Source organism: Streptomyces sp. NPDC059247 (genome assembly GCF_042754005.1).
Lineage (GTDB): Bacteria > Actinomycetota > Actinomycetes > Streptomycetales > Streptomycetaceae > Streptomyces.
The window spans coordinates 257,206-283,131 of record NZ_JBHYZW010000007.1 but is presented as its reverse complement, the minus strand read 5'-3'; the positions used below and the strand labels follow the sequence as shown (position 1 = coordinate 283,131).

At 72.9% G+C, this 25,926-nt stretch carries 22 protein-coding genes and 1 pseudogene; 15 read left to right on the top strand and 8 right to left on the bottom strand.

Annotated elements, in window-relative coordinates:
• Positions 1-152 precede the first annotated feature (152 nt).
• The 9 genes from ACFXGN_RS16605 (at position 153) to ACFXGN_RS16565 (ending at position 10,181) form a co-directional block, all read left to right on the top strand.
• Positions 153-1,109, top strand: a complete 957-nt coding sequence (locus ACFXGN_RS16605) for a WYL domain-containing protein (RefSeq protein WP_366442362.1) — start codon at positions 153-155, stop codon at positions 1,107-1,109.
• A gap of 16 nt (positions 1,110-1,125) precedes the next feature.
• Positions 1,126-2,079, top strand: coding sequence for a WYL domain-containing protein (locus ACFXGN_RS16600; protein ID WP_351792249.1), 954 nt, complete (start codon positions 1,126-1,128; stop codon positions 2,077-2,079).
• A 168-nt stretch (positions 2,080-2,247) separates the two neighbouring features.
• Complete coding sequence (locus tag ACFXGN_RS16595; RefSeq protein WP_384859125.1) at positions 2,248-2,511, top strand: hypothetical protein; 264 nt, start codon at positions 2,248-2,250, stop codon at positions 2,509-2,511.
• 259 nt (positions 2,512-2,770) lie between these two features.
• Complete coding sequence (locus ACFXGN_RS16590; protein ID WP_384859123.1) at positions 2,771-2,968, top strand: hypothetical protein; 198 nt, start codon at positions 2,771-2,773, stop codon at positions 2,966-2,968.
• Positions 2,969-3,155: 187 nt separating this feature from the next.
• Entirely contained in the window at positions 3,156-3,458 is a 303-nt protein-coding gene (gene tatA / locus ACFXGN_RS16585; protein WP_366442365.1) for a Sec-independent protein translocase subunit TatA, read from the top strand.
• Positions 3,459-3,562: 104 nt separating this feature from the next.
• A complete protein-coding gene (gene tatC, locus ACFXGN_RS16580; RefSeq protein ID WP_384859190.1) occupies positions 3,563-4,465 on the top strand; it encodes a twin-arginine translocase subunit TatC in 903 nt (300 codons plus the stop codon).
• Positions 4,466-4,506: 41 nt separating this feature from the next.
• Complete coding sequence (locus ACFXGN_RS16575) at positions 4,507-5,460, top strand: diacylglycerol kinase (protein WP_384859120.1); 954 nt, start codon at positions 4,507-4,509, stop codon at positions 5,458-5,460.
• 44 nt (positions 5,461-5,504) lie between these two features.
• Positions 5,505-8,333, top strand: coding sequence for a DEAD/DEAH box helicase (locus ACFXGN_RS16570; protein ID WP_384859118.1), 2,829 nt, complete (start codon positions 5,505-5,507; stop codon positions 8,331-8,333).
• 477 nt (positions 8,334-8,810) lie between these two features.
• Positions 8,811-10,181, top strand: coding sequence for a cytochrome P450 (locus ACFXGN_RS16565; protein WP_384859115.1), 1,371 nt, complete (start codon positions 8,811-8,813; stop codon positions 10,179-10,181).
• A gap of 166 nt (positions 10,182-10,347) precedes the next feature.
• On the opposite strand, the gene ACFXGN_RS16560 is transcribed toward ACFXGN_RS16565, so the two are convergent.
• Genes ACFXGN_RS16560 through ACFXGN_RS16550 form a run of 3 tightly spaced genes read right to left on the bottom strand, consistent with a single transcriptional unit; the run spans position 10,348 to position 12,711 of the window.
• Positions 10,348-11,283: an ADP-ribosylglycohydrolase family protein gene (locus ACFXGN_RS16560; protein ID WP_384859112.1), complete on the bottom strand. Its 936-nt coding sequence runs from the start codon at positions 11,281-11,283 to the stop codon at positions 10,348-10,350.
• Between the two features lie 4 nt (positions 11,284-11,287).
• Positions 11,288-11,743 carry an ABA4-like family protein gene (locus ACFXGN_RS16555; RefSeq protein WP_384859109.1) on the bottom strand — a complete coding sequence of 152 codons (456 nt, stop codon included), beginning with the start codon at positions 11,741-11,743 and terminating at the stop codon, positions 11,288-11,290.
• The gene (locus ACFXGN_RS16550) at positions 11,740-12,711 is read right to left on the bottom strand and encodes a hypothetical protein (RefSeq protein WP_384859106.1); all 972 of its coding nucleotides are present in this window, start codon (positions 12,709-12,711) and stop codon (positions 11,740-11,742) included. The genes ACFXGN_RS16555 and ACFXGN_RS16550 overlap by 4 nt, the downstream gene beginning before the upstream one ends.
• Before the next feature lie 120 nt (positions 12,712-12,831).
• Here ACFXGN_RS16550 and ACFXGN_RS16545 point away from each other — a divergent pair, with 120 nt between their 5' ends.
• Positions 12,832-13,464, top strand: coding sequence for a MerR family transcriptional regulator (locus tag ACFXGN_RS16545; RefSeq protein ID WP_384859104.1), 633 nt, complete (start codon positions 12,832-12,834; stop codon positions 13,462-13,464).
• Positions 13,465-13,897: 433 nt separating this feature from the next.
• Here ACFXGN_RS16545 and ACFXGN_RS16540 read toward each other — a convergent pair whose 3' ends face one another.
• Positions 13,898-14,731 carry a siderophore-interacting protein gene (locus ACFXGN_RS16540; protein WP_384859101.1) on the bottom strand — a complete coding sequence of 278 codons (834 nt, stop codon included), beginning with the start codon at positions 14,729-14,731 and terminating at the stop codon, positions 13,898-13,900.
• A 98-nt stretch (positions 14,732-14,829) separates the two neighbouring features.
• A complete protein-coding gene (locus ACFXGN_RS16535; protein WP_384859188.1) occupies positions 14,830-15,735 on the bottom strand; it encodes a 5'-3' exonuclease H3TH domain-containing protein in 906 nt (301 codons plus the stop codon).
• Positions 15,736-16,285: 550 nt separating this feature from the next.
• Here ACFXGN_RS16535 and ACFXGN_RS16530 point away from each other — a divergent pair.
• The 4 genes and pseudogenes from ACFXGN_RS16530 to ACFXGN_RS16515 form a co-directional block, all read left to right on the top strand.
• Positions 16,286-17,329: pseudogene (locus tag ACFXGN_RS16530) on the top strand (glycine betaine/L-proline ABC transporter ATP-binding protein); the annotation flags it as partial.
• A gap of 280 nt (positions 17,330-17,609) precedes the next feature.
• Entirely contained in the window at positions 17,610-19,406 is a 1,797-nt protein-coding gene (locus ACFXGN_RS16525; RefSeq protein ID WP_384859098.1) for an ABC transporter permease/substrate binding protein, read from the top strand.
• Positions 19,407-19,586: 180 nt separating this feature from the next.
• On the top strand, positions 19,587-20,138 hold the full coding sequence (locus ACFXGN_RS16520; RefSeq protein WP_384859095.1) for a helix-turn-helix domain-containing protein: 552 nt from the start codon (positions 19,587-19,589) through the stop codon (positions 20,136-20,138).
• Positions 20,139-20,316: 178 nt separating this feature from the next.
• On the top strand, positions 20,317-21,033 hold the full coding sequence (locus ACFXGN_RS16515; protein ID WP_384859093.1) for a helical backbone metal receptor: 717 nt from the start codon (positions 20,317-20,319) through the stop codon (positions 21,031-21,033).
• On the opposite strand, the gene ACFXGN_RS16510 is transcribed toward ACFXGN_RS16515, so the two are convergent.
• Complete coding sequence (locus ACFXGN_RS16510) at positions 20,960-22,129, bottom strand: TDT family transporter (RefSeq protein WP_384859090.1); 1,170 nt, start codon at positions 22,127-22,129, stop codon at positions 20,960-20,962. The two genes, ACFXGN_RS16515 and ACFXGN_RS16510, sit on opposite strands and share 74 nt — an antisense overlap.
• Positions 22,130-22,199: 70 nt before the next feature.
• Between ACFXGN_RS16510 and ACFXGN_RS16505 the strand changes: the two genes are divergently transcribed.
• Positions 22,200-23,309: a LysR family transcriptional regulator gene (locus ACFXGN_RS16505; RefSeq protein WP_384859089.1), complete on the top strand. Its 1,110-nt coding sequence runs from the start codon at positions 22,200-22,202 to the stop codon at positions 23,307-23,309.
• 109 nt (positions 23,310-23,418) lie between these two features.
• Here ACFXGN_RS16505 and ACFXGN_RS16500 read toward each other — a convergent pair whose 3' ends face one another.
• Positions 23,419-25,047: an amidohydrolase gene (locus tag ACFXGN_RS16500; RefSeq protein WP_384859087.1), complete on the bottom strand. Its 1,629-nt coding sequence runs from the start codon at positions 25,045-25,047 to the stop codon at positions 23,419-23,421.
• Between the two features lie 185 nt (positions 25,048-25,232).
• The gene (locus ACFXGN_RS16495) at positions 25,233-25,889 is read right to left on the bottom strand and encodes a TetR/AcrR family transcriptional regulator (protein ID WP_384859084.1); all 657 of its coding nucleotides are present in this window, start codon (positions 25,887-25,889) and stop codon (positions 25,233-25,235) included.
• Between the last annotated feature and the right edge of the window lie 37 nt (positions 25,890-25,926).

The following is a 25,926-nucleotide window of genomic DNA, read 5'->3' as shown; positions in this document are numbered from 1 at the left end:
CGACGCCGGGCCGGGCACCGTACCGGCCCGTCACGGTCCTCCGAGGGCCCCCGCCGCTACCGGCGGGGGCCCTCGGCTTTGGTGCCCGACACCCCGGGGCGGTACGGTCGGACGTCGGGAACGGGATCGGGCGGAAGAGGTGCAGGGCTTCGATGGCGATTGCCAAGTCCGAGCGGCTGATGAATCTCGCGCTGTGTCTGCTCGGGACGCGCCGCCCCCTCAGCAAGCGGGAGCTCCGCGGCTCCATCGAGGCCTACCTCGAAGCGAGCGGCGACGAGGCCTTCAACCGCATGTTCGAGCGCGACAAGGACGACCTCCGCGAACTCGGCCTCGTCATCGAGACCGTCGAGAACCTGGAGGGCGAGACCGGCTACCTCGCCCGCCGGGACTCCAACCGGCTGCCGCCCATCACCCTCGACGCCGAGGAGGCCGCCGCGCTCGGCCTCGCCGCCAAGGTCTGGCAGCAGGCCCGCCTCGCCGGAGCCGCCAGCGGCGCCCTCCAGAAGCTCCGCGCCGCCGGAATGCCCGAGGCCGAAGACTCGTACGACACCCAGCCCAGCGCCCTCGAACCGCGCATCCCGGTCCACGAGACGGCCTTCGAACCGCTCATGCTGGCCTGCCGCGACCGGCGCCCCGTCGTCTTCGACTACCACAAGGCCAACTCCGCCCGCCCCGAGAGCCGCCAGGTCGAACCCTGGACCCTCGAATGCTGGCGCGGCCACTGGTACCTGGCCGGCTGGGACCGCGAGCGCCGCGCCGAGCGCGTCTTCCGCCTCTCCCGCATCACCGGCAAGGTCCGCTCCCGGGCCGGTGCCTTCACCGCGCCCGTGCCCGACGTCGTCACCGTCCGCGAGACCGTGGAGAGCTGGGCGGGCGAGACCGCCACCCGCTCGGCCCGCATCCGGCTCCGCACCGGCTGCGGCTATCCGCTGCGCGCCCGCGCCCAGTCCCTCCACGAGGGCACCGACGGCTGGGACGAGCTGGAGATCCCGTACGGGCACGGCCTCGACGCCTGGCTCGTCGAGTTCGGTCCCGACGTCGTCGTACTGGAACCGGCCGACCTGCGGGCCGACGTGGTGGACCGGCTGCGCGCCGTGGCCAAGGGCTGAGGGGAAGACGTACCGCATGGCTGCCAACGCGATCGACCAGACGAGGCGGATGCTCTCGCTCGTCACCTATCTCCGCGAGCGCCCCGGGGCGCACGTCGCCGACGTCGCCCGTGCCTTCGGGATCACCGAGGACGAGCTCATCTCCGACCTGGACGTGCTGCCCATGTGCGGCACCAGCTTCCGCGGCGGGGACCTCCTCGACATCGACACCGACGGCGACCGGATCTGGTGGCACAACCCGGACGACGTCGCCGCGCCCCTGCGGCTCGCCGCCGACGAGGCGACCGCCCTCCTGGTCGCCGCCCGCGCCGTCGCCACCCTGCCGGGGCTCCGCGAGAGCGACCGGGAGGCCCTGCTGCGCGCCACCGCCAAGCTGGAGACCGCCGCGGGCGAGGCCGCCGGAGCCAGCTCCCGGCTCTCGGTGACCTTCGAGTCCGAGGGCGGGGTCTTCGCCGAGGTGGACCGGGCGATCTCCGAGCGCCGACGCCTCTGGGTGCGCTACTACTCGCCCGCCCGCGACGAACTGACCGAGCGTGAGGTCGACCCGATCCGGCTCTTCGCCGTCGGCCACACCTACATGGAGGCGTGGTGCAGGCTCTCCGAGGCGCGCCGCACCTTCCGTCTCGACCGGGTGGCCGAGATCCGCATCCTCGACGAGCACGCGGCGCCGCCGGAGCTGGAGCTGCGGGACCTGTCCGCCGCTCTCGTCCAGCCGTCGCCCGACGACCCCGAGGTCGTCGTCGAGGTGGGGCCCGGTGGCCGCTGGGTCGCCGAGTACTACCCGCACGACCTGTCCGAGGAACTGCCCGACGGCGGGATGCGGGTCACCCTGCGGACGCCCGACCCGGCCTCGCTGCGCAGGCTCGCGCTCCGGCTGGGCAGCGACGGCCGGATCGTCGCCCCGCCGGAACTGGCCGAAAGCGCCCGCTCGGCGGCGTCGGCCGCGCTCGCCGCGTACGGGAACGAGTGACATTCCCGCCCGGGAGACGCAGTAACCGACGGGACGGGAGTCCACGCACGGGGTGCGGGGGCCCGGGAACGCACCCACGCGGTGCGCGGAACCGAAAGCACGCGCGCGTGGACCGGCACGACGCACGCGCGCGGGGCGCGTGAGCGCAGTGATCGAGAGATGAGGGAGATGCGGGAGACGTCCATGACGCACGGTCTGACGGCGACAGTGGGCCCGGTCCTCTTCAAGGCCGCCTGCCCCGACTGCCGCTCCCGCTTCGAGCTCGCCGCGAGCGCCATCCGGCTCGCCATCGGCGCGAGCCGCCGCACCACCTTCTACTCCTTCACCTGCCCCGAGTGCGGCAGCCCGGTCCGCAAACCGGCCGGGGAACGCATCGTCGAACTCCTCACCGGCGGCGGAGTCCGCACCCTGCGCCTCCACACCGGGGTCTGAGCGCACCACCCGGACGGGTCCGCAGGCCCGCGCCGTCCCCGCCGGGTGGGGTGCCGGGCCCGTACCGCCTCCCGCCGGGTGGGGCGCCGGGCCCGTACCGCCTCCCTGCCGGGCTGTACCTGCCCCGCGCCGGGGCCGTACCCCGCACCGGTCCGGTCAGGGCCGCCGGGCCCGTACCGCCCCCTGGCCGGTCCGCCGGGCCCCGTACCCCGCACCTGGCCGGTCCGTCGGCCGTACCGCCAGCGTCTAGGCTCGTCACATGTTCTGGCCCATGCTCGCCGTCGCCCTCGGGTTCCTCGGCCTCGTCGTCCTCGGCGTCCTCGCCGTCCGGGTCTTCCTGGAGGTCCAGCGACTCGGCCGCCAAGTGGCGCACACCACGGAACGGATCACCCGGGCCGCCGAAGAACTCGAAACCGCCGCCGCCGGACTCGCCCGAACCGGCGAATCCCTGCGCTGAGCCCGTGCCGTACGCTGCACGAAGAAGCCCCGCACCGGGCTCGCGGGCCGCAATCGGGAGTATGCACGGGCATTGCCTCGCGTTTACTCCTGCGGGTTACGATCGCAGGCAGCGCGGTGGCCGGACGCATGTCCGATCCGCCGGGCCCCGCAACTCCATGTCGCCTCGGTGAAGAAGGTAAACAGCTATGGGTAGGCTCGGCCCCACCGAGATCATCCTCATCCTCGTCGTCGTCATCCTGCTGTTCGGCGCCAAGAAGCTTCCGGACATGGCCCGCTCGCTGGGCAAGTCGGCCCGCATCCTCAAGAGCGAGGCCAAGGCCATGAAGTCGGACGACCAGCAGAGCGCCCCCGCCGACCCGTCGCAGGCCGCGACCGGGACGACCGCCCCCGCCCAGGACCAGAGCGCCCCGCGCACCATCCAGGCCGCCCCCGGCGACGTGACCAGCGCGCGTCCCGTGGCCGAGCCCTCGGACACCACCAAGCGCTGACCCGGTCCGCCGCGGCCGCCGCACCGGGCGGCGGCTGCCGCACGAGATGAGGACGTGGGTTGCTCAAGTCTGCCCGCAAGCAGGAGAAGGACCCCGAGGGCCGGATGCCCCTCGTGGAGCACCTGCGCGAACTCCGCAACCGACTGGCGAAGGGCCTCCTCGCCGTCGCAGCGGTGACGATCGTTGCCCTCGTGTACAGCGAGGAGCTGATGCAGTTCCTGACGAAAACCGTGCCCAAATGCGGCGACGGCGTCACCAGCAACGGCGGAAACTGCGCGATCGTCTCCTTCAACACGCTGATGGCCCCCTTCAGCACGACGATCCAGCTGTCCCTGACGACCGGTCTCGTCGTCGCCAGCCCCGTCTGGCTCTACCAGCTGTGGGCCTTCGTCGCACCGGGCCTGCACAGGAACGAGAAGAAGTACACGTACGCCTTCGTCGCCGCCGCCGTACCGCTCTTCTCCGCCGGCGCCTACCTCGCGTACCTCATCCTCCCCATCAGCGTGAAGGTGCTCATCAGCCTCACGCCCGAGGGGTCCGCGAACATCCTCTCGCTCGGTGACGTCCTCGACTTCACCCTGCGCATGGTGCTCGTCTTCGGTCTCGCCTTCGAGCTGCCGCTCGTCCTCGTGATGCTGAACCTGACCGGAGTGCTCAGCGGTCGCCGCATGGCCGGCTGGTGGCGCGGAGTGATCATGGGCGTCTTCGTCTTCGGCGCCGTCATCACCCCCACCACCGACCCCGTCGGCATGATCGCCCTCGCCGGACCCATCACGATCCTCTACTTCGGCGCCGTGGGCTTCTCCCTCCTCAACGACCGGCGACGCAGGCGCGGCAACCCCGACGCCGAACTTGACGACGACGAGGCCTCCGCCCTGGACCTCACCCCCGAGGCCGTCGGGTCCATCGAACCCGTCGGCGCGCCCCGGGCCCTGCCCGAGCAGTCCACCGGCCGGCACGGCGGGAGCACCGCCCACCGCGTGAACGGTTACGACGACATCACCTGATCTTGTAGGGTCCCTCCAGACTCCGTCCGGGGGGACCCCCAATGACCAGCGACATCACCCTCTTCGTCAACCCGACCGCAGGGCGGGGCCGCGGCGCCCGCGCCGCCGGACCCGCCGCCAGGGTCCTCAGGGAGGCCGGACACCCGGTCCGCACCGTCCTCGGGCACGACGCCGACGACGCCCTGCGACGCGCCCGCGAAGCCGTCGCCGCGGGCACCGGCGCCCTCGTCGCCGTCGGCGGCGACGGCATGGTCTCCCTCGCGCTCCAGGCCGTCGCCGGGACCGGGACACCCCTCGGGATCATCGCCGCGGGCACCGGCAACGACTTCGCCCGCAGCCTCGGACTGCCCGTCGGCGACCCGGCAGCCGCCGCCCGCGTCGTCGCCCGGACCCTCACGGCAACCGGCGGCCGGGCCGTCGACCTCGGTCTGATCGACCGGGGGCCCGCAACCCCCGCCCGCTGGTACGGCACCGTCCTCGCCTCCGGCTTCGACTCCCGCGTCAACGACCGGGGCAACCGGATGCGCATACCCGCCGGACGCTTCAAGTACGACCTCGCGATCCTCGCCGAACTCGCCGCCTTCCGGCCCGTCCCGTACCGCCTCACCCTCGACGACGGGCGCGTCGTCGAGACCGAGGCCACCCTCGTCGCCGTCGGCAACAGCACCTCCTACGGCGGCGGCATGAGGATCTGCGCCGACGCCCGCACCGACGACGGACTCCTCGACGTCACCGTCGTCGGCGACTGCGACCGCACGACCCTGATCAAGGTCCTCCCCCGCGTCTACAAGGGCACGCATCTCAGCCACCCCAAGGTCGCCACCCACCGGGTCCGCGCCCTCACCCTCGACGCCCCCGGCACCACCGGATACGCCGACGGCGAGCCCCTCGGACCGCTGCCCCTCACCGTGACCTGCGCCCCCGGCGCCCTCCGCCTCCTCGCCCCACCCCCGGAACCGCACCCCCGAACCACCCCTTCCGCTTCCCGTCGATAAAGATCGCGTCACTGTCGGAGGGGGCGGGTAGGCTCGAAGACAAGATGACAGAGGACCTCACACCCGCCCAGGCGTACGCGGCCGCCCGCGCCCGCAACGCCGAGCAGGCCACCGCACTGGCCCCGTTCCGCGAGATGTACGAATTCGATCTGGACCCCTTCCAGATCGAGGCCTGCCAGGCCCTGGAAGCGGGCAAGGGCGTGCTCGTCGCCGCTCCCACGGGCTCCGGCAAGACCATCGTCGGCGAGTTCGCCGTCCACCTCGCCCTCACCCAGGGCCGCAAGTGCTTCTACACGACCCCCATCAAGGCGCTGTCGAACCAGAAGTACGCCGACCTCGTCAAGCGGTACGGCAACGACAAGGTCGGCCTGCTCACCGGCGACAACAGCGTCAACGGAGACGCGCCGATCGTGGTCATGACCACCGAGGTCCTCCGCAACATGCTGTACGCGGGCTCCCAGACGCTCTCCGGCCTCGGCTACGTCGTGATGGACGAGGTCCACTACCTCTCCGACCGCTTCCGCGGCGCCGTCTGGGAGGAAGTGATCATCCACCTCCCCGCGTCCGTCACGCTCGTCTCGCTCTCCGCGACCGTCTCCAACGCCGAGGAGTTCGGCGACTGGCTCGACACCGTCCGCGGCGACACCGAGGTCATCGTCTCCGAGAGCCGCCCCGTCCCCCTCTGGCAGCACGTCCTCGCCGGACGCCGGATGTACGACCTCTTCGAGGAGGAGACCGACCACGGCGGCCGGGGCGCCGCCCGCCGCGAGGTCAACGCCGACCTCCTCCGCCTCGCCCGCACCGAGAACACGCGCACGTACAACCCGCGCGACCGCCGCCGGGGCAAGATGGTCCGCGAAGCCGACCGGGAGCGCGAGCGCCGCCAGCGCTCCCGCATCTGGACCCCCGGCCGCCCCGAGGTCATCGAGCGCCTCGACGCCGAAGGGCTCCTGCCCGCCATCACCTTCATCTTCAGCCGCGCGGGCTGCGAGGCCGCCGTCCAGCAGTGCCTCTACGCCGGACTCCGGCTCAACGACGACGAGGGCCGCCGCCGTGTCCGGGAGATCGTCGAGGAGCGCACCGCCGCCATCCCCGACGAGGACCTGCACGTCCTCGGCTACTACGAATGGCTCGAAGCACTGGAGCGCGGCATCGCCGCCCACCACGCGGGTATGCTCCCGACCTTCAAGGAAGTCGTCGAGGACCTCTTCGTCCGAGGCCTCGTCAAGGCCGTCTTCGCCACCGAGACGCTCGCCCTCGGCATCAACATGCCCGCGCGGACCGTCATCCTGGAGAAGCTCGTCAAGTGGAACGGCGAGCAGCACGCCGACATCACCCCCGGCGAGTACACCCAGCTCACCGGCCGCGCCGGACGCCGGGGCATCGACGTCGAGGGCCACGCCGTCGTCCTCTGGCAGCGCGGACTCGACCCCGAGCACCTCGCCGGACTCGCGGGCACCCGCACCTACCCCCTGCGCTCCAGCTTCAAGCCCTCGTACAACATGGCGGTCAACCTCGTCGACCAGTTCGGCAGGCATCGCTCCCGCGAACTCCTCGAAACCTCCTTCGCCCAGTTCCAGGCGGACCGCTCCGTCGTCGGCATCTCCCGCCAGGTCCAGCGCAACGAGGAGGGGATCGAGGGCTACCGCGAAGGCATGACCTGCCACCTCGGAGACTTCGAGGAGTACGCGCGGCTCCGCCGCGACCTCAAGGACCGCGAGACGGAGCTGGCCCGGCAGGGCGTCGCCCAGCGCCGCGCCCAGGCCGCGAGTTCCCTGGAGAAGCTCAAGCCCGGCGACATCATCCACGTCCCCACCGGCAAGTTCGCCGGCCTCGCCCTCGTCCTCGACCCCGGCATCCCGGCCGGACGGACCAACGGACACCGGGGCTTCGAGCACCACGACGGGCCGCGCCCCCTCGTCCTCACCGCCGAGCGGCAGGTCAAGAGGCTCGCCTCCATCGACTTCCCCGTCCCGGTCGAGCCCCTGGAGCGGATGAGGATCCCCAAGTCCTTCAACCCGCGCTCCCCGCAGTCCCGCCGCGACCTCGCCTCCACCCTGCGGAGCAAGGCCGGACACATCGACCCCGAACGGCACCACAAGCAGCGCGCCGCAGCCGCCGACGACCGCGAGATCGCCCGACTGCGCACCGAGATCCGCGCCCACCCCTGCCACGGCTGCGCCGAGCGCGAGGACCACGCCCGCTGGGCCGAGCGCTACCACCGGCTCCAGCGCGACACCCAGCAGCTGGAACGGCGCATCGAGGGCCGCACCAACACCATCGCCCGCACCTTCGACCGGATCGTGGCGCTCCTCACGGAGCTCGACTACCTCCGGGGCAACGAGGTCACGGAGAACGGCAAGCGCCTCGCCCGGCTCTACGGCGAGCTCGATCTGCTGGCCAGCGAATGCCTTCGTGACGAGGTCTGGGAGGGCCTCACCCCGCCCGAACTCGCCGCCTGCGCCTCCGCGCTGGTCTTCGAGGCGCGCCAGTCCGACGACGCCGTCGCACCGAAGCTGCCCAGCGGCGCGGCCAAGACGGCGCTCGGTGAGATGGTGCGGATCTGGGGCAGGCTCGACGCCCTCGAAGAGGAGTTCAAGATCAACCAGGCGGAGGGGGTCGGCCAGCGAGAGCCCGACCTCGGCTTCGCCTGGGCCGCCCACCAGTGGGCCTCCGACAAGAGCCTCGACGAGGTGCTGCGCGAGGCGGAGATGCCCGCCGGTGACTTCGTCCGCTGGTGCAAGCAGGTCATCGACGTCCTCGGCCAGATCGCGGCGGCGGCGCCCAGGGAGAACAGCACCGTCGCCAAGAACGCCCGCAAGGCGGTCGACTCCCTGCTGAGGGGTGTCGTGGCCTACAGCTCCGTGGGCTGACGGACCCTCTGGCCCCTGCCCTCCGCTCGGGGGCGGGCTCTCTGCCTCCTGGCCCGGGGGAGGGGTTTCCGTCTCCCGGGCCGGGGCGGGTCCTCCGTCTCCTGTCCGTGATCTGGTGCCCGTGGCGCATTCGCCACGGGCACCAGGCGTTTCATCGGCGTGGGCTGCTTCCTCCGTACGGGTGGGTTTCGGTGACGTTGTCCACAGGCCGTTGTCCACAGGGGTGGCGGGCGGAGGACGGTTCCGCTTGCATGGACTCACCGGCAGGAACGGCGAGTTGGGGAGGGGACGTTCATGACCACGCAGGCAGGCCATCCGCAGGCCGGGGCACCGGGCGAGGGGCGAGGGCAGGGGGAGGCCGCCGGATCGGCTCCGGAGGGCGCGGCGGAGGCGAAGGGCAGGGTGGTTCCGGGAGAGGGAACGGCTCTGGGAGACCGGGCATTACTGGGGGAGACGGCAGCGCTGGGGGAGAGGGCGGTGCTTCTGGACGACGGGGTGGCGTCGAAGGCGCTCCCGGTCGTCGTCGACGGGCCGCGCGGTGTCCCCTTCCTCGGGAACCTCCCGGCCTTCGGCAAGAATCCGCTCCTCTTCTTCGAACGGCTCCGGGACCGGGGCGACTTCGTCCGCTGGCAGTTCGGCGGCAAGCCCTGTCTCTTCATCGCTCACCCCGACGCCGTCGGCGAACTCCTCACCGAGGTCGAGCGCACCTTCGACCAGGCGGACCTAGGCATCGCCTTCCGCACCCTCCTCGGCGACGGTGTCATCGTCTCCAGAGGGGCCGACTGGCGGCGCAAGCGGTCCCTGGTGCAGCCCTCCGTCCGGCCCAAGCAGGTCCGTTCCTACGCGGCGACCATGACCGAGTGCGCCGTCGCCCTCGCGGACCGCTGGACCGACGGACAGCGGGTGGACATCAAGAAGGAGATGGCCGCTCTCACTCAACTCATCGCCGTCCGCACCATCTTCGGGGTCGACACCGCCGCGGACGCCGATGCCATCAGCCGTGCCATGGACATCGCGCAGAAGGAGATCGGGGCCGAGTTCAGCGGCATCGGAGCGGTGCTCCCCGACTGGTTCCCCACTCCGGGACGCGCCCGGATCAAGCGGGCGGCTGCTGTGATCGACGCCGAGGTCTCCCGTGTCCTCTCGCAGCAACGCGACGCCAGGAGCGAGCGGGACGACCTGCTCAGCCGTCTCCTGGCGGCCACCGACGAGACCGGTTCCTCCCTCTCGGACCAGGAGATCCGCGACGAGACCGTCACGCTCTACGTCGCCGGTCACGAGACCACCAGCTCCACCCTGGTCTGGGCCTGGTACCTGCTCTCCCGCAACCCCCGCGTCCGGGACGCGCTCACCGAGGAGCTCGACCGGGTCCTCGCCGACCATGAACCGGGGTACGAGGACTACGCGTCCCTGCCCTACGCCCAGGCGGTCATCAAGGAGACCCTCCGGCTCTATCCCACGATCTGGCTGATCACGGGCCTGGCGAAGGAGGGCGCCACCCTGGGCGGTATGCCCGTCCCGGTCGGCACCCGCGTCTGGTCGAGCCAGTGGGTGACCCAGCGCGACCCCCGCTGGTACCGCGACGCCGAGACGTTCCGCCCCGAGCGCTGGCTGGAGAAGGAGGGCGGGCCGGCCGAGGAGATACACGAGTACGCCTGGTTCCCCTTCGGCGGTGGTCCGCGCGTCTGCCTCGGCACCCGATTCGCCCTGGTGGAAGCGGTCCTGATCCTCGCGGTCCTGTCCCGCCGCTACCACCTGGACGTCACGGCCGACGAGATCAACCCCGTCCCGAGCCTCACTCTCCAGCCGGACAGAGACGTACGGGCGAGGGTGCGGGCACGGGAGTGACGGCCTGGAGGGGAGACGGCCTGGAGGCTAGGGCTCGGGAGTGACGGCCTGAGGCGAGGGCTTGAGGCGAGGGCTTGAGGTGGGGGCCCGGGAATGAGGGGCGCGGCGCCGGGCTGGGGCGGTCGGGTGGTGTCCGGGGGCGGTGGCCTCGGTCCGGCACCGCCGCTCAGCAGGGTGACGTGGACGCCAGAGCCGTCGCGAGGGCCCGGAGGTCGTCCGCGCGCAGCACCCGGCCGTCGAAGCCGGGCAGCGGGACATGGAGGGAGGAGGTCCAGCGGGCGGGGATCGCCGATGCTCCGTACACGGCGCCCGCCAGCGTCCCGGTGACGGCGGCCACGGTGTCGGTGTCACCGCCCAGGTCGACCGCCGCCACCAGGGCCTCTTCCAAGGAGGCGGTGGTGCGGAGCGCCCAGACGGCCGAGCCCAGGCAGGGCCACACCGCGCCGTTGAACTCGGTGGCGCGGTCCGGGTGCCAGTCGGGGGCGAGGACCGTCGCCCAGCGTTCCCGGTGGGCCGGTGCCACTTCGGCGAGGGTGGCGGGCAGGGCGGTGAGCGGGTCCTCGCCGAGCAGGGAGACACGGACCAGTTCGTGGAGGACGGCCGTTCCCTCCCAAGCGGCGCCGTCACCATGGGTCAGGGCACTGATCCGGCGCCCCGCGTCCATCGTGACCGCGCGGCCGTGGGCCGCGAAGCGCACGGCGGAGGTGGAGGCCCGCATCAGGGCGCCGTTGCCCGCGCCCCGGCCGTTGACCTGGAAGTGCAGGTCGGCCGCCAGGTCCCAGGGGGCCTCGCCGAGGAGCACCTGTTCGGTGAGGAGGCCGATGTCCTTGGGGTCGGCCGCCGCCCAGCGGCGGAACCGGGCGAAGAGGTCCGGCAGATCGAGGCCGCCCCGTTCGAGCAAGGACTCGGCGACGAGGACCGCCATCTGCGTGTCGTCCGTCGCCTCGCCGGGGTCCCAGCCACCGCCTCCGCACAACTCCCCGACGCCGTCGGGGAAACGCTCCCGGAAGACACCGGGGAGGCCGAATTCGAAGGGGGCGCCGAGAGCGTCGCCCACAGCCGAGCCGAGGACGGCGCCCACGGCGCGGTCGGTGTCGAGCATCCCGTCAGCGTAGAGGAACCGTCGACGGACGCACGGTGGATTTCCTGGTCGTCCGTACCGCGCGGACGATCAGGAAGAGAGGGAGGCCGAGGGGCGAGAGGAAGATCGTCAGGAGGAGCAGCGGGGACATGAGGAGGGGAGGAACGGCGAGGCGGCGCGCCTCGCGGTACATCCACTGGCCGATCAGCAGGTCCCAGGCGAGGATCTGCGCCCAGATCGCCCCGGCGCCGTTCCCGAGGGCGGCCAGGTCACGGAAGGTGTCGAGGTCCGGGCTGCTGACCGCCGACCACAGTTCGGGCAGGACGGGTACGGCGAGGACCGCCCAGAGGATCAGGATCGGTACGACGGTGAGGGGTGAGGCCGCGACGCGTTCGGTGATCCGCCAGGTCGGTGCGAAGAGCATCAGCAGCCAGACGGGCGCCACCAGGTAGAAGGCCAGGCTGAAGAGGGAGCTGGTCATGCCGAGACCTCCTCGGTGCGGGCGGGCGCCGGGGCGGGCACGGGAGTGCCGGTCGGCAGTCGGAGCGAGAGGGCGGTGACGGTGGCGCCGAGCAGTGTGATCGTGCCCGCGGCCACCAGTGTCGTGGCGTCGGGGGAGAGCAGGGCCTGGCCGCGCAGTGCCTGCCAGGTCAGCAGGAGGAAGGTCGCGGTGTAGGCGCCCGCCGCCGTGAGGGTGAGCCGGAGCCGGACCCGCTCGTCGGCGAGGCGGGCGAAGCGCGGGGCGAGGGCGGCGAGGACGAGCAGGAGCAGCGGGAGCAGTTGGAGCGCGTGCATCCCGAAGAAGTGCGCCACCCGCAGGTCGCCGCCGGTGTCGGCCCAGCCGGTCAGAGGCATGGAGGGGCCGCCGTCCGGGACGCCGACGGAGTGGGCGCCCACGATGGGGGAGTCGGGCCTGGTCAGTTGTTCCGGGGTGGGTTCCAGCATCAGGAAGCCCACGGCGGCACCGGCCAGGGCTATCAGGGAGGAGAGGCGGACGGACCAGGCCATGGCCCGGTCGAGTATGCGGGCCCGGAGCAGCAGGACCGCGATGGCCAGGGCGCCCAGCCACAGTAAGGCGACGGTGGCGCCCATGAACTGGAAGACGGCGCTGTCGAAGGGGGTGGCCTGGTTGAAGTGGCTCTGGGTGCCCCGGATCACCTGGAGGGTGATGAGGACCATCTCGGCCGTGCCGGCGACGACCACCACCGTCCCGGCCCACCAACCGATCCGTCGGCCCCGGGGGAGCAGCGACAGCATCCAGGCCAGCGAGAACCCGTAGGCGACGAAGGAGACGGAGAACTTGAAGGGTTTGGTCCAGATCGGCACCCCGACCAGGACGCGGTCGTCGACGAGGATGCCGGCGGCGGAGACGAGGGCGAAGACGCCCATCGAGGTGGCGAACCAGGTCAGTGGCCGATGCAGCCGGGTGACCGGGATGAGCGAAGGCATAGGGATTCCCCCCATGGGAAACTATGGATAGTGGAACTAGCCACTATCTGATAGCGCCACTATCTATGATGGGGGTGCCGGTCGGCAAGGCCGGAGCACGACCTGAAAGGTGAACACGCTTTGCGCATCGGAGAGTTGAGTCGTAGAGCCGGGGTTTCGGTGCCGACGATCAAGTTCTATGTACGGGAAGGCCTGCTGCCGGCCGGGGAACTGACGAGCCCGAACCAGGCCTCGTACGGAGAGACGCACCTACAGCGCCTCCGTCTGATCCGGGCGCTCCTCGATGTGGGCGGCCTTTCGGTCGCGGCCATCAGGGAGGTGATCGTCGCCGTCGACGACGTCGAGAAACCGGTGCACAAACTGCTCGGCACGGCGGCCAGTCGCATGGTGCCGCGTTACGACCGTGAGCCGGGAACCGGCATGGACGAGGCGCGGAAGTCGGTCGCCGACCTTATCGAAGCGCGCGGCTGGCGTGCCCACCCGGGCAGCCCGGCGGCCGAGTCGCTGGCGACGGCCCTCGCGGCCCTCGAAGAGGTCGGGCACGGAGCCTTCGCCGAGGTCCTGGGCGCCTACGCCGCCGCCGCGGAAGGCGTGGCGCGGGCCGATGTCGACTATGTGGCCCACCAGGTCGCACGCGAGGAACTCGTCGAGAGCGTGGTCGTCGGCACGGTCATCGGCGACGCGATCTTCTCGGCCCTGCGCCGTCTGGCCCAGATGGACGCCTCCAACCGCGCCTTCGGTCCGGCGACTTAGCGGCGGGGAGAGGGGCGGAGGGGTGTGGGTGATCCGGGGGTGAATGGGGGCTGAGGAGGGGCCTCGGGGGCGGGGAGGGTGACCCCCGGAGGAGGGAGGGAGCGACCGGGGCCCCGGGCCCGGGAGTTGGCGAAGCCCTGAGTGGGGGGTGGGCTACGGACCTCGGGGGCGCGGTGCGGTGGCGGCGTGGTCGGGGATGGGGCGCGAGGGTGACGTGCCCCAAGGGGTGGGGGCTGCCCGGGGAGTGGTGAAGCGCTGCGGGCTGGGCGGCCTGGGATCGCCTGGGAGCGGCCCGGGGCGGGCGGGCGTCTGAGGTGGGGGCGCCTGGGGCGCGCGAGCCTTGTGGGTGTGGGTGTGGGTGTGGGTGTGGGTGGGCGGGGAGGGGGAGGGGGAGGGGGGGAGGGGAGGGGGGGGAGGGGGCCCCTCCCCCTCGTCAGCTTTCCTGCTCCTGCTCCACCTGGTCGTTCCACTCGCGCTTGATCGCTCGCCAGGCCTCGTCCGACTTGCCCAGGCGCCAGTAGCCCGAGATGGACAGGCGGTCGCGGGGGATCTCGCGTTCCAGGCGCAGGTGGTGGCGGAGTTCCTTCACGAGTCCGGCTTCGCCGTGGACGAAGGCGTGGACGTCGCCCGCCGGGAAGTCCAGGGCCCGTACCGCCTCGACGAGTGCCTGGCCCGCGGGGCGCTCGCCCCGGTGCAGCCAAGTGACGTGGATGCCGTGCTCCGTGGCGAACTTCTGCTCCTCGGCGGGGTCCGAGATCTCCACGAGCGCGTGGACCCGCGCACCGGCGGGCATCGCCTCCAGGGCCACCCCGATCGCCGGGAGCGCGCTCTCGTCGCCCACGAGGAGGTGCCAGTCGGCCGCCGGGTCCGGGGCGTAGCCGCCGCCGGGACCGAGGAAGCGCACCGTCTCGCCCGCCGTCGCCCGCGCGGCCCATGGACCTGCGAGGCCCTCGTCGCCGTGCACGACGAAGTCGATGGTCAGTTCCCGGTGGACCTGGTCCCAGGTGCGCACGGTGTACGTCCGCGTGGTCGGCCACTGGTCCCGGGGGAACTCCGCCCGGATCCGCTCCATGTCGAACGGCTCCGGGTAGGAGACCCCCTCGGGGGCGAACAGCAGTTTCACGTAATGGTCGGTGTGGGCGCCGATCTCGAACGCGTCGAGTCCGGGGCCGCCGAGGACGACCCGCACCATGTGCGGCGTGATCCGTTCGGTGCGCACCACGTGCGCTTCGGTGGCCTTCGGTGCCTTGCGGGGCTGCTCCGCCACGGGGGCCTCCTGACTCGACTCACTTAGGTATGCCTAAGACTTAGGTATGCCTAAGCTAGCATCTCCAGGCTACGTCGCCACAGTGCGCCCCGCGCGGCTCAGTGCTCCAGCACCGGCAGCAGGCGTCCCACCGCCCCGCCGAGCCCCCAGCGCTTCACCAGAGCGTCCAGTGCGGCCGGGTCGTGCGGGGCGGCGGGCAGGGCCGGGTCGAACGCGGGCAGCGGTACGTCCTGGGCGACCCGCACCACCGTCGGTGCCACGTCCAGATAGGCGGCGGCCTCCACGATCCCGCGCCGCTTGGCCGGGGTCAGCTTCGACGTGCGGTCCTCGGCGGCGGCCCGGACGCCCGCCAGATCCCCGTACTCCGTGATCAGCTGGGCCGCGGTCTTCTCACCGATGCCCTTCACGCCGGGCAGGCCGTCGCTGGCGTCGCCGCGCAGGGCGGCGAAGTCCGCGTACCGGTCGGGTTCCACCCCGTACTTCTCCCGGATCAGCTCCGCGTCGACCAGGTCGCAGTCGCCGACCCCCTTGCGCGGGTACAGCACGCGTACGCCCCTGGCGTCGTCCACGAGCTGGAACAGGTCCCGGTCGCCGGTGACGATGTCCACGGGCCCCCCGGCGCGCGCGGTCAGGGTGCCGATCACGTCGTCCGCCTCGTACCCGGGCGCCCCGATCCGGGCGATGCCCAGTGCCGCGAGGACCTCCTCGATCACCGGCACCTGCGGGGACAGGGTGTCCGGGACCTCCTCCTCGTCCGGGCCGGTCTCCGTCTCGACGGCGACCCGGTGCGCCTTGTACGAGGGGATCAGGTCCACCCGCCACTGCGGGCGCCAGTCGTCGTCCCAGCAGGCCACCAGGTCGTCCGGGCGGTGGTCCTGGACGAGCCGGGTGATGAAGTCGAGCAGCCCGCGCACGGCGTTGACGGGAGTGCCGTCGGGGGCGCGGACCGAGTCCGGCACGCCGAAGTAGGCGCGGAAGTAGAGGCTTGCGGTGTCGAGGAGCATGAGGCGTCGAGTCACCTCCCCTATTTTATGGCGCGGTCCGACAGCGGGCGCCGGAGCCGTGCCGCCGCGAGCCCCGCGCGGCGGCGGGCGGGGCCGTGTCACCACGGGCGCCGCAGCCGCCACAAGCCCCCTGCCGCAGGCCCCGTGCCCGTCGCGGCCCGTGCCGCCGTGGCCCCCTGGCCGCCCACAGGCCCCGCGCCGCAGTGGGCGGCCCCCATGCCTCGCAGGTTTCGTACTGCCAAGGGAGCCCCTGTCGCCACGGGGGCACTGCCCCGCGCCACGACAAAGCCCCCTCGCCGCCACGGAGTCCCCACCTGCGGCCCTCTGCTCCCCTCGGTGGCCGTCCCCCTGGAATCCCCCAGAGTGACCCACGTCACCTTTGCGTTTGCACCCTGTGAAGGCGGGCAGGCGCGAGCCCGGAGCGGAACCCGGTACGGGATTCAACCAAGGAATCCTCGTACGTGACGGGCCCGCGGGCCGATCCCGCCCGCTCCACGGCCCGGCCGCGCGGGGGTGGCGGGCCGTTCTCGTCGCTACCCGTGAGGTTTATGTGTCCAGGCTCCAGGCCGATCACCTGTTCAAGGTGTTCGGCAGACGACCCGACGAAGCCGTCCGCAGGCTCGTCGACGGTGCCGACCGCGAGGAGCTGCGCGCCGAGGGGACGACAGCAGCCGTCGTGGACGCCGGTTTCACCGTCGAGCCCGGCCAGATCTTCGTCGTGATGGGGCTGTCCGGATCGGGCAAGTCCACCCTGCTCCGTATGCTCAACGGCCTGCTCGAACCCACCGCGGGCCGGGTCCTCTTCGACGGACGTGATCTGACCGCGCTGTCCCCCCGCGACCTCCGTGCGGTCCGCTCCACCAAGATCAGCATGGTCTTCCAGCACTTCGCTCTGTTCCCGCACCGGAACGTTCTGGAGAACGCCGCCTACGGCCTGGAGGTGCAGGGCGTCCCGCGCGCCGAGCGCGAGCCCCGCGCCGCCGAGGCCCTGGAGCTGTGCGGTCTGGCCGGCTGGGAGAAGTCCTGGCCCGACGAACTCTCCGGCGGGATGCAGCAGCGGGTCGGTCTGGCCCGCGCGCTCGCCACCGACGCCGACCTGCTCCTGATGGACGAGTCCTTCAGCGCGCTCGACCCGCTCATCCGGCGGGACATGCAGGACCAGCTGCTCGTCCTCCAGCAGCGGCTGAAGAAGACCATCGTCTTCATCACCCACGACCTCAACGAGGCCATGCGCCTTGGTGACCGCATCGCCGTCATGCGGGACGGCCGGATCGTGCAGCTCGGCACCGCGGAGGACATCCTCGTCCGCCCCGCCGACGACTACGTGGCCTCCTTCATCCAGGACGTCGACCGCTCCCGGGTGCTCACCGCCGCCGCCGTCATGACCGACGGCGCGGTCCCCGCGGAGTGCCCCGCCGACTGCCCCTGCCGTCCCGTCGGACCGGACACGCTCGTCGCCGACCTGTGCGCCGTGGCCGCCCGCACCCCGCATCCCGTGACCGTCGTGGACGCCGACGGCGCCGTTCTGGGAGTCGTCCCCACCGAACGCCTCCTCGGCGTCATGGGCGGCCTCGGCGCCGCCGACACCCCTACGGGTCCCCGTACGGGTCCCCTTACACGTACGAGCACGGGCGCGGATACGAGTGCGCCCCCGCGCCCGGCACGCACGAGCCCCACCGGCCCGGCGAGGAAAGCGGACACCGCGAAGAACACCGGCCCCACAGGAGACACCAGCCCCACCGAAGGCATCAGCCCCACAGAGAACACCGGTCCCACCGACGGCACCGGCCCCGCGAAGAGCGCCCGCGACACGTCCGGTGCCCGGCGGACCACGACCGCCGGGGACGCCCGGGAGCAGGAGGAGGTGACCGCCCGTGCCTAGGCTCCCCCTCGGAGAGTGGGTCGACAGCTCGGTCGACTGGCTCCAGGCCCAGTTCTCCTGGCTGTTCGACGCCATCAGCTCCGGCGTCACCGGCCTCTACGACGGCATCGACGCCGTCCTGTCCGCGCCGCACCCGCTGCTCTTCGCGGGCGTCCTGGCCGTCGTCGCCTGGTGGCTGCGCGGCCTCGCCGCCGGTGTCCTCGCCTTCGCGGGCTTCGTGCTCGTCGACTCGGTCCAGCTCTGGGACGAGGCCATGGCGACGCTCTCCCTGGTGCTCGTCGCCACCCTGGTGACCCTGGTCATCGCCGTGCCGCTCGGCATCTGGGCGGCCCGTTCGAAGACCGTCAGCGCCGTCATGCGGCCCGTCCTCGACTTCATGCAGACCATGCCCGCGATGGTCTACCTCATCCCCGGCATCATCTTCTTCGGCGTCGGCGTCGTCCCCGGCATCATCGCCACCATCGTCTTCGCGCTGCCCCCGGGCGTGCGCATGACCGAGCTGGGCATCCGTCAGGTCGACGGCGAACTCGTCGAGGCCGCCGAAGCCTTCGGCACCACCCCGCGCAACACGCTGCTGCGGGTGCAGCTCCCGCTCGCCCTCCCGACGATCATGGCCGGTGTCAACCAGGTCATCATGCTGGGCCTCTCCATGGTCGTCATCGCGGGCATGGTCGGCGGCGGCGGACTCGGCGGCGCCGTCTACCGGGCCATCGGCAACGTCGACATCGGCCTCGGCTTCGAGGCGGGCGTCTCCATCGTCGTCCTCGCCATGTACCTGGACCGGATGACCGGCGCGCTCGGCCGTCAGGTCTCCCCGCTGGGCCGCCGCGCCGCCGCCAAGGCCCGCGCGGCGGCGAGCGCCAAGCGCCCCGGCGCGAAGCTCTGGGCCCACCGCCCGCAGCCCGTCACCGCGCTCGTCGGTGTCGTCGTCCTCGCCCTGGTCGCCGGTGGTACGAGCCTCTTCGGCGGCCCCGCGGGCACCACGGGACCGAACGGCGCCCACGGCAAGAAGATCAGCATCGGATACATCCCCTGGGACGAGGGCATCGCCTCCACGTACCTCTGGAAGGAACTCCTGGAGCGCAAGGGCTACGAGGTCGACACCAAGCAGCTGGAGGCGGGCGCCCTCTACACGGGTCTGGCCGGTGGCCAGCTCGACTTCCAGACCGACGCCTGGCTGCCCGTCACCCACGCGCAGTACTGGGAGAAGTACCAGGACAAGCTGGAGGACCTCGGTTCCTGGTACGGGCCCACGTCGCTGGAGCTGGCCGTCCCCTCGTACGTCGAAGGCGTCGACTCCCTCGCCGACCTCAAGGGTCAGGGCGACCGGTTCAAGGGCCGGATCGTCGGCATCGAGCCCAGCGCCGGAATGATGGGCATCCTGAAGGACAAGGTGCTCAAGGAGTACGGACTCGAGGGCGAGTACGAGGTCGTCGACGGCTCCACGCCCGGGATGCTCGCCGAGCTCAAGCGCGCGTACGAGCGCAAGGAACCGGTCGTCGTCACCCTCTGGTCCCCGCACTGGGCCTACTCCGCCCACGACCTGAAGAAGCTCGACGACCCCCGGGGCACCTGGGGCGAGGGCGACGGCGTCCACACCCTCGCCCGTAAGGGATTCACCGGGGACAACCCGGAGGTCGCGGCCTGGCTCAAGGGCTTCGAGCTGACGGAGAAGCAGCTCACCGACCTCGAAGCGGTCATCCAGAAGACCGGCAAGAGCAAGGAGCAGGAGGCCGTCCGCACCTGGCTCGACAGCGAACCGGGCCTCGCGGAGAAGCTCACCCCGTAGCGCCCCCGGGCCGGACCGCTCGCCGTACCGCGGAGCGGTTCCTGTCCGAAAAGGGGTGGTCGCCGAGCGTGTCCGGCGACCACCCCTTTCCGGCACGACGCGAAACCCCGCCCCAAAGCTGCGTAAGGTTCAGGTAACCGCCCGGTACGGGACGCGCGAGGCACGAGGGAGGGAGCCGACATGGACGAGAAGGAATCACCCCGGGTGGGCGCGGCCGTCAAGAGGCGACGCAGAGCGCTCCAGCTCACCCTGGCCGTCGTCTCCTCCCGCAGCGGCCTGTCCGTGCCCTTCCTCAGCCAGGTCGAGAACGACCGGGCCCGGCCGAGCCGCCGCTCCCTCGAACTCGTCGCCGGAGCCCTGGAGACCACGTCCGGCGCACTCCTCGCCGCCGCCGAGGCCGCCCGCACCGTCGACGTCGTACGGGCCGACGAGCGCTCCGCCGCACTACCGCCCGGCGTCCGGTCCCTGGTCAGGGGCCGCCACCAGCTGCACGCGATGGAGTTCACCGGGGAGCAGGACGCGGGCCGCGAGTTCCAGCACCGCAACGACGAACTGCTCTACGTGGCCGACGGCGCCGCCGAGGTCGAGGCCGAGGGCCGCGCCCACCGGCTGGGGCGCGGCGACACCCTCTACCTCTCCGGCGGGGTCCGCCACCGCTGGCGCGCCACCGAACCGGGCACCCGGCTGCTCGTCGTGGCGATCGCCGAACACGTCGAGGCCGAGGAGGAGTGAGCCGGGGCCTGGGCCGGGGCGGGAACCGGGACCGGGTGAAGGTCCCGGCGGCCGGACCGGACCGCCGGGAGGCACCACGGGACACCATGAGGGGCGTCGGGGCCGTTCCCCTGGTGCGGGCACCACAGGGGGACACGCTGAAGGTCGTCTCCCCCTCAGGGGCACCACGGGGGACACCATGAGGGTCGTCTCCCTCGTGCCCTCGCTGACCGAGACCGTCGCCGTCACCGTGCCCGGAGTCCTCGTCGGGGCCACCGACTGGTGCGTCCGGCCCGCCGGGCTCGACGTCGCCCGGATCGGCGGCACCAAGAACCCCGACGTCCCCGCGATCCTCGCCCTCCGCCCCGACCTGGTCCTCGCCAACGAGGAGGAGAACCGCGCCCCCGACCTCGCCGCACTGCGGGCGGCGGGCGCCGATGTCCTCGTCACCGGGATCCGGACCCTCGACCAGGCCCTGGACGAACTCGCCCGCGTCCTCGCCGTCTGCGGCTCCCCCCGGCGGCCCCGCTGGCTGGACGAGGCCGCCGCCGCCTGGGCCGCGGTCGTCCCGGAGGAGCCGCGCACCGCCGTCGTCCCGGTCTGGCGCCGCCCCTGGATGGTCCTCGGCCGTGACACCTTCGCCGGTGACCTGCTCGCCCGGCTCGGGGTGCGGAACCTGTACGCCGACCACCCCGAGCGCTATCCGCGCGTCCCGCTCGACGCGCTCCGCGCCACCGCGCCCGACCTCGTCGTCCTGCCCGACGAGCCCTACCGCTTCACCCGCGAGGACGGCCCCGAGGCCTTCCCCGGGACCGCCGCCGCGCTCGTGGACGGACGGATGCTCACCTGGTACGGGCCGTCGCTGGCCGAGGCTCCGGGAGAGCTGGCGCGGGCCCTGCGGGCAGCGCGCCGCTGACGAGCCCGCGCAGGGTGTGCGTCCCGGCCAGCAGCCACGCTGCGACGAGGAGCACGTACAGGCCGACCGCCAGCCACCGGAAGACGGCGAGCCCGGTGTGCTGGGCGAGTCCCTCGGCACCGGTCACACAGGTCCCGACGGGGAAGGTGAACGCCCAGAACGTCATCGCGAAGCCCATGCCCTGCCGCCGCGCCCGCAGCACCATCGCCGAGGACAGCGCGAGCCACAGCAGCGCGAAGCCCATCACGGGCACGCCGTAGAGGACGGCGAAGGAGGCGAAGCCCTGCGCGTACGGGGCGGGCAGCACGCCCGGGGCGACGTCGGCGAACTTGTTCGCGGCGGTCGTCGACTGGCCCAGGGGACCCAGCACCAGGAAGAGCGTGGGGGTCAGCGCGAGCGGCAGCGGCCCGCCGGTCACCAGACGGCCGAACACCAGCGGCAGCATGACGAGGGTCGCGAGCAGACTGACGCCGAACATCGCCCAGCAGGCGATCAGCAGGGTCTGCTGGGCCTGCCCGGCGGGCAGATGGGGCACGAGCAGCGGGCCGAGGGCGGCGGAGACCATCGGCGCGACGACCGGCAGCAGCCACACCGGGGACGCGCTCTCGATCCGGTGGTGCACCACCATCAGGTACGGCACCGCCACCGCCGCCGCCAGCCCGACGGCCGTCCCCGCGGTGAACAGGACGGTGTCCAGCGCCACAGCCGCCGGGAGCCCGATCCAGTCCCGGCCCACGATCATCGCGCCGCCGCCGACCGCGAGCAGCGCCATCGAGAGACAGCCGTAGAAGGGGGCCATCGCCGGGTCGAGGAGGTGGGCGCGGGCCTGGTCGCGGTGGCGGGCCCAGTGGGTCGCGCGGGCGGCGAGCAGGACGAGCAGCATCGCGAGGGAGAGCGCCCAGACCGCCGCGCAGGCCGTACGGAGACCGGGTCCGGCGGCCGGGAGCCCGGCGCCCGCGTTGGCCACGACGGCCGTGCCCATCACGGAGGCGTACCAGTTCGGGCCGAGATGCCGGACGGAACGGACGGGGGACGCGGTGGGCCGGGCGCCGTGGACGGCGGGGAGGGCGGGACGGGGAGGTGCGAGGCTTGCCATGCCTCCACCGTCGCCCCCTTCCGCCGCCCCCACCAGGGATCATGCGGCTATGACGCCATAAGCTGGCTTTATGAGTGCGAACGGGGAGACGCGGAGCGACGGAACGCACGACGGCGGGACACCCCTCACGGGGACGCCCACCACGGGGACACCCGGCACGGGGACACCCGGCACCGGGACCCCCGGCGCAGGGGCGTCCGCCGCCGGGGTGCGGGCCGCCGCCCGGCGGGCCGGGACGTACGGCGGAGCCCACGACGAGGGGGCCGGGCCGCAGCTCCACCACCGGGTCCCGGACCTCGGCGCGCTCGAACTGCTCCTCGCCGTCGCCCGGCACGGGAGCCTCGGCGCCGCGGCCCGCGAGGTCGGCATCACCCAGCCCGCCGCGAGCAGCCGCATCCGCTCGATGGAACGGCAGCTCGGCGTCGCCCTGGTGGACCGCTCGCCGCGCGGCTCGCGGCTCACCGACGCGGGCGCGCTCGTCACGGACTGGGCGCGCCGGATCGTCGAGGCGGCGGAGGCCTTCGACGCGGGCGCCCAGGCCCTGCGCGGGCGCCGGGACTCCCGGCTGCGGGTGGCCGCGTCCATGACGATCGCGGAGTACCTGCTGCCGGGCTGGCTGATCGCGCTGCGCGCCGAGCGGCCCGACACGGCGGTGTCGCTCCAGGCCGGGAACTCGGCGGTGGTCGCGGAACGGCTCCTCGGGAACGAGGCGGACATCGGCTTCGTCGAGGGGCTCGCCGTCCCCGAGGGCCTGGACGGGGTGGTCGTCGCCCACGACCGGCTCGCGGTGGTGACCGCCCCCTCGCACCCGTGGGCCCGTCGGCGCGGTCCGCTGCTCCCGGCGGAGCTGGCCGCGACCCCGCTGGTCCTGCGGGAGCGCGGCTCGGGCACCCGGCAGGTCCTGGACGCGGCGCTGTCCGCGTACGGCGGTCTGGCGCGCCCGCTCCTGGAACTGGCCTCCACCACGGCGGTGAAGGCGGCGGCGGTCAGCGGTGCGGGGCCCGCCGTCCTCAGCGAACTCGCGGTCGCCGAGGAGCTGGCCTCCCGCCGTCTGGTCGCCGTCCCCGTCGAGGGGGTCCGGCTGAGCCGCGACCTCCGCGCGGTCTGGCCGACGGGCCACCGCCCCACAGGACCGGCCCGTGACCTCCTGTCCCTGACCCGGGCCAGGCCGACGGGCTGAGGGGCTGCGGGCCCCTTTCCGGGAGACGGGGGACTCCCGGGGAGACCGAGGGGCCTCCCCGGGAGGGGACCACAGCCCCACCGGGCGCGCGCGGTCCGGCGAGGCCCTCTCAGATCTCCCGCGCCCGGTGCGTGATCCGGCCGTCCAGGACCGTGAGCAGCACCGGCAGGTCCGGCAGGTCCGTGGCCGCCGTGGTCAGCGGGCTGTCCGCGAAGACCGTGAGGTCGGCGCGGTGGCCCACCGCGAGCCCGCCCGCCGTCGCCTCCTCGCCCGCCGCGTACGCCGGTGCCGTCGTCATGCCCCGCAGCGCCTCCAGGGGCGTCAGCGCCTGCTCGGGGCCGTGCGGCGCCTGGCTGAGGTCGCGGCTCGGGCGCCGGTGCCGGGCCCCGGCCATCACGGCCAGCGGCGGGAACGGCGCGATGGGCCAGTCCGAGCCGAGGACCACGGTGGCCCCGGAGTCGGCCAGGTCACGGCAGCGCCACGCGTGCGAGGCCCGCTCCTCGCCGAGGCGGCGGGACCAGTTGTCGGTGTGGTCGGCGCGGGTGAAGTCGCAGCAGTGGGTGGGCTGCATGGAGGCGAGGACGCCCAGTTCGGCGAAGCGGCGCAGGGTGTCGTCGGGCACGGTCTCGATGTGCTCGATCCGGTGCCGTACCGTCCCGCCGTCGTTCGCGCGGGCCCGCTCCACGGCGTCCAGGGCGTGCCGGACGGCCGCGTCGCCGATGGCGTGGGTCGCGGTCGGTACGCCCGCCCGGTGCAGCTCCCCGATGACACGGGTGTACGCGGCCGGGTCGGGCCAGAACGCGTGCGTGGACTCGCCGTGGCAGTCGGGGCGCTCCAGCCACGCGGTGCCGTTGTCGATGGTCCCGTCCATGAAGAGCTTCACGCCCGTGACCCGCCACAGGTCCCCGCCGGTGCCCTGCCGCTCGATGAGGGCCCGTACGCCCTCGGTGTCCGTGCCGGGCTGGCACCAGGGCGCCACCCGGAGCCGCAGCGGCAGCTCACCGGCCGCGTCGAGCTGTCCGTACAGTGCGAGGCTCTCGCCGTTGGCGTCCATGGCGTGGCCGCCGGTGAGTCCGGCCGCCGCCATGGACCGCAGGGCCGCCGCGAGGCGTTCCCGGCTCTCCTCGGGGGTGGGGCGCGGAGCGATCCGTTCGACGAGTTCGCAGGCCGCGTCCTCCTGGAGCAGTCCGGTGGGGCGCCCGTCGGCGTCGCAGACGACCTCGGCGGACGCCTGGTCGAAGGTGCGGGGGCCGTCGACCCCGGCGAGTTCGAGGGCGCGGCGGCTGGCGAGCGCCGAGTGGGCGTCGAAGAGGAGCAGGAAGGCCGGTACGCCGTCGAGGACGGAGTCGAAGGGGGCGGTGCCGACGGGCCGGCCGCCGAAGACGTTCGGGTCGAGGCCCCAGCCGAAGAGCCAGTCGCCCCGGCCGAGGTTCCGCACCTCCCGGGCGAGGGCCTCGCGGACGTCGTCCAGGTCGGCGCAGTACGACAGGTCCAGGCCGTGGGTGAGTTCGGCGCCCGTCACCGGGTGGAGGTGGCCGTCGACGAGCCCGGGGGTGACCACGGCTCCCCCGAGGTCGACGACGGTGGTCGCGGGGTCCGCGAGCGCGCGGATCTCCCGGTCGTCGCCGAGGGCGGTGATCCGGCCGTCGTCGGAGACGGCGAGCGCGGTCTCCGGCAGGACCGCCCCGGTGCCGGGGTCGAGCAGACGGGCGGAGAGCAGGACGAGTCGGGTGCGCACGAGTACTCCAGGAGGGGGACGCGGGGGAGGTTCTCAGAGGATCGGGGCGGGCCGGAGGGAGGGAGATCGGGCGGATCGGGAGGAGAAGGACCGGGCGGATCGGAAGGAGGAGGAGCGGGCGATCGGGAGACCGCCCGCCCGGCTGCGGGAAGGCTTGCGGGGGAAGGGGAAGGGGAAAGGGCAGGTCAGGCGGCCGGGGGCTCGTCCGGCAGCGCCAGGTTCGTGAGCGTGCCGTACGGCAGGCCCAGCGCCTGTTCCGCCGTGGTGACGGGCAGTCGGGTCACGGCGTCCGGACGGTCGGTCCGGTCGGTGTTGGCGTGGGCGCCGAGGCCGTCGAGCACCACCAGGATCTTGATGGCGGCGGTGCGCGGGTCGTCGGTGCGGAACTCGCCGAGCGCGACGCCCTCGCGGATGAGCTGTTCGAGCCGGTCGTCGGAGGCGAGTTCCTGTTCGGTGACCCGGGTGCGCAGGACCGGCCGGTAGCGGCTGAGGTGCCGGGCGTTGATCCAGAGGCGGCTGATGTCGTCGTACGCCTCGCCGCCCGAGAGGGCGAAGTAGCGCGCGAGGTACTGCGCGGGGGTCCCGTGGGGGCGTTCGGCGGGCAGCAGGGCGTTGAGCTCGCCGGTGGCGGCCACGCTGAACGCCTCGCCCACCAGCTCCTCCGCCGAGGGGAAGTAATGGCTGATCAGACCGGGCCGGACGGACAGCTCCTCGGCCGTCCGCCGCAGGGTCACGCATTCGAGCCCCTCCGTGAGGGCCACGCGTGCGGCGGTCTCCACGATCTCGGCCCGACGGGCCTCGGGAGATTTCCGAACTCTCTTCTGCGGAACGCTTGACGGCATACCCGGGATGCTATTGAGTGTGCGACCAATAAGCAAC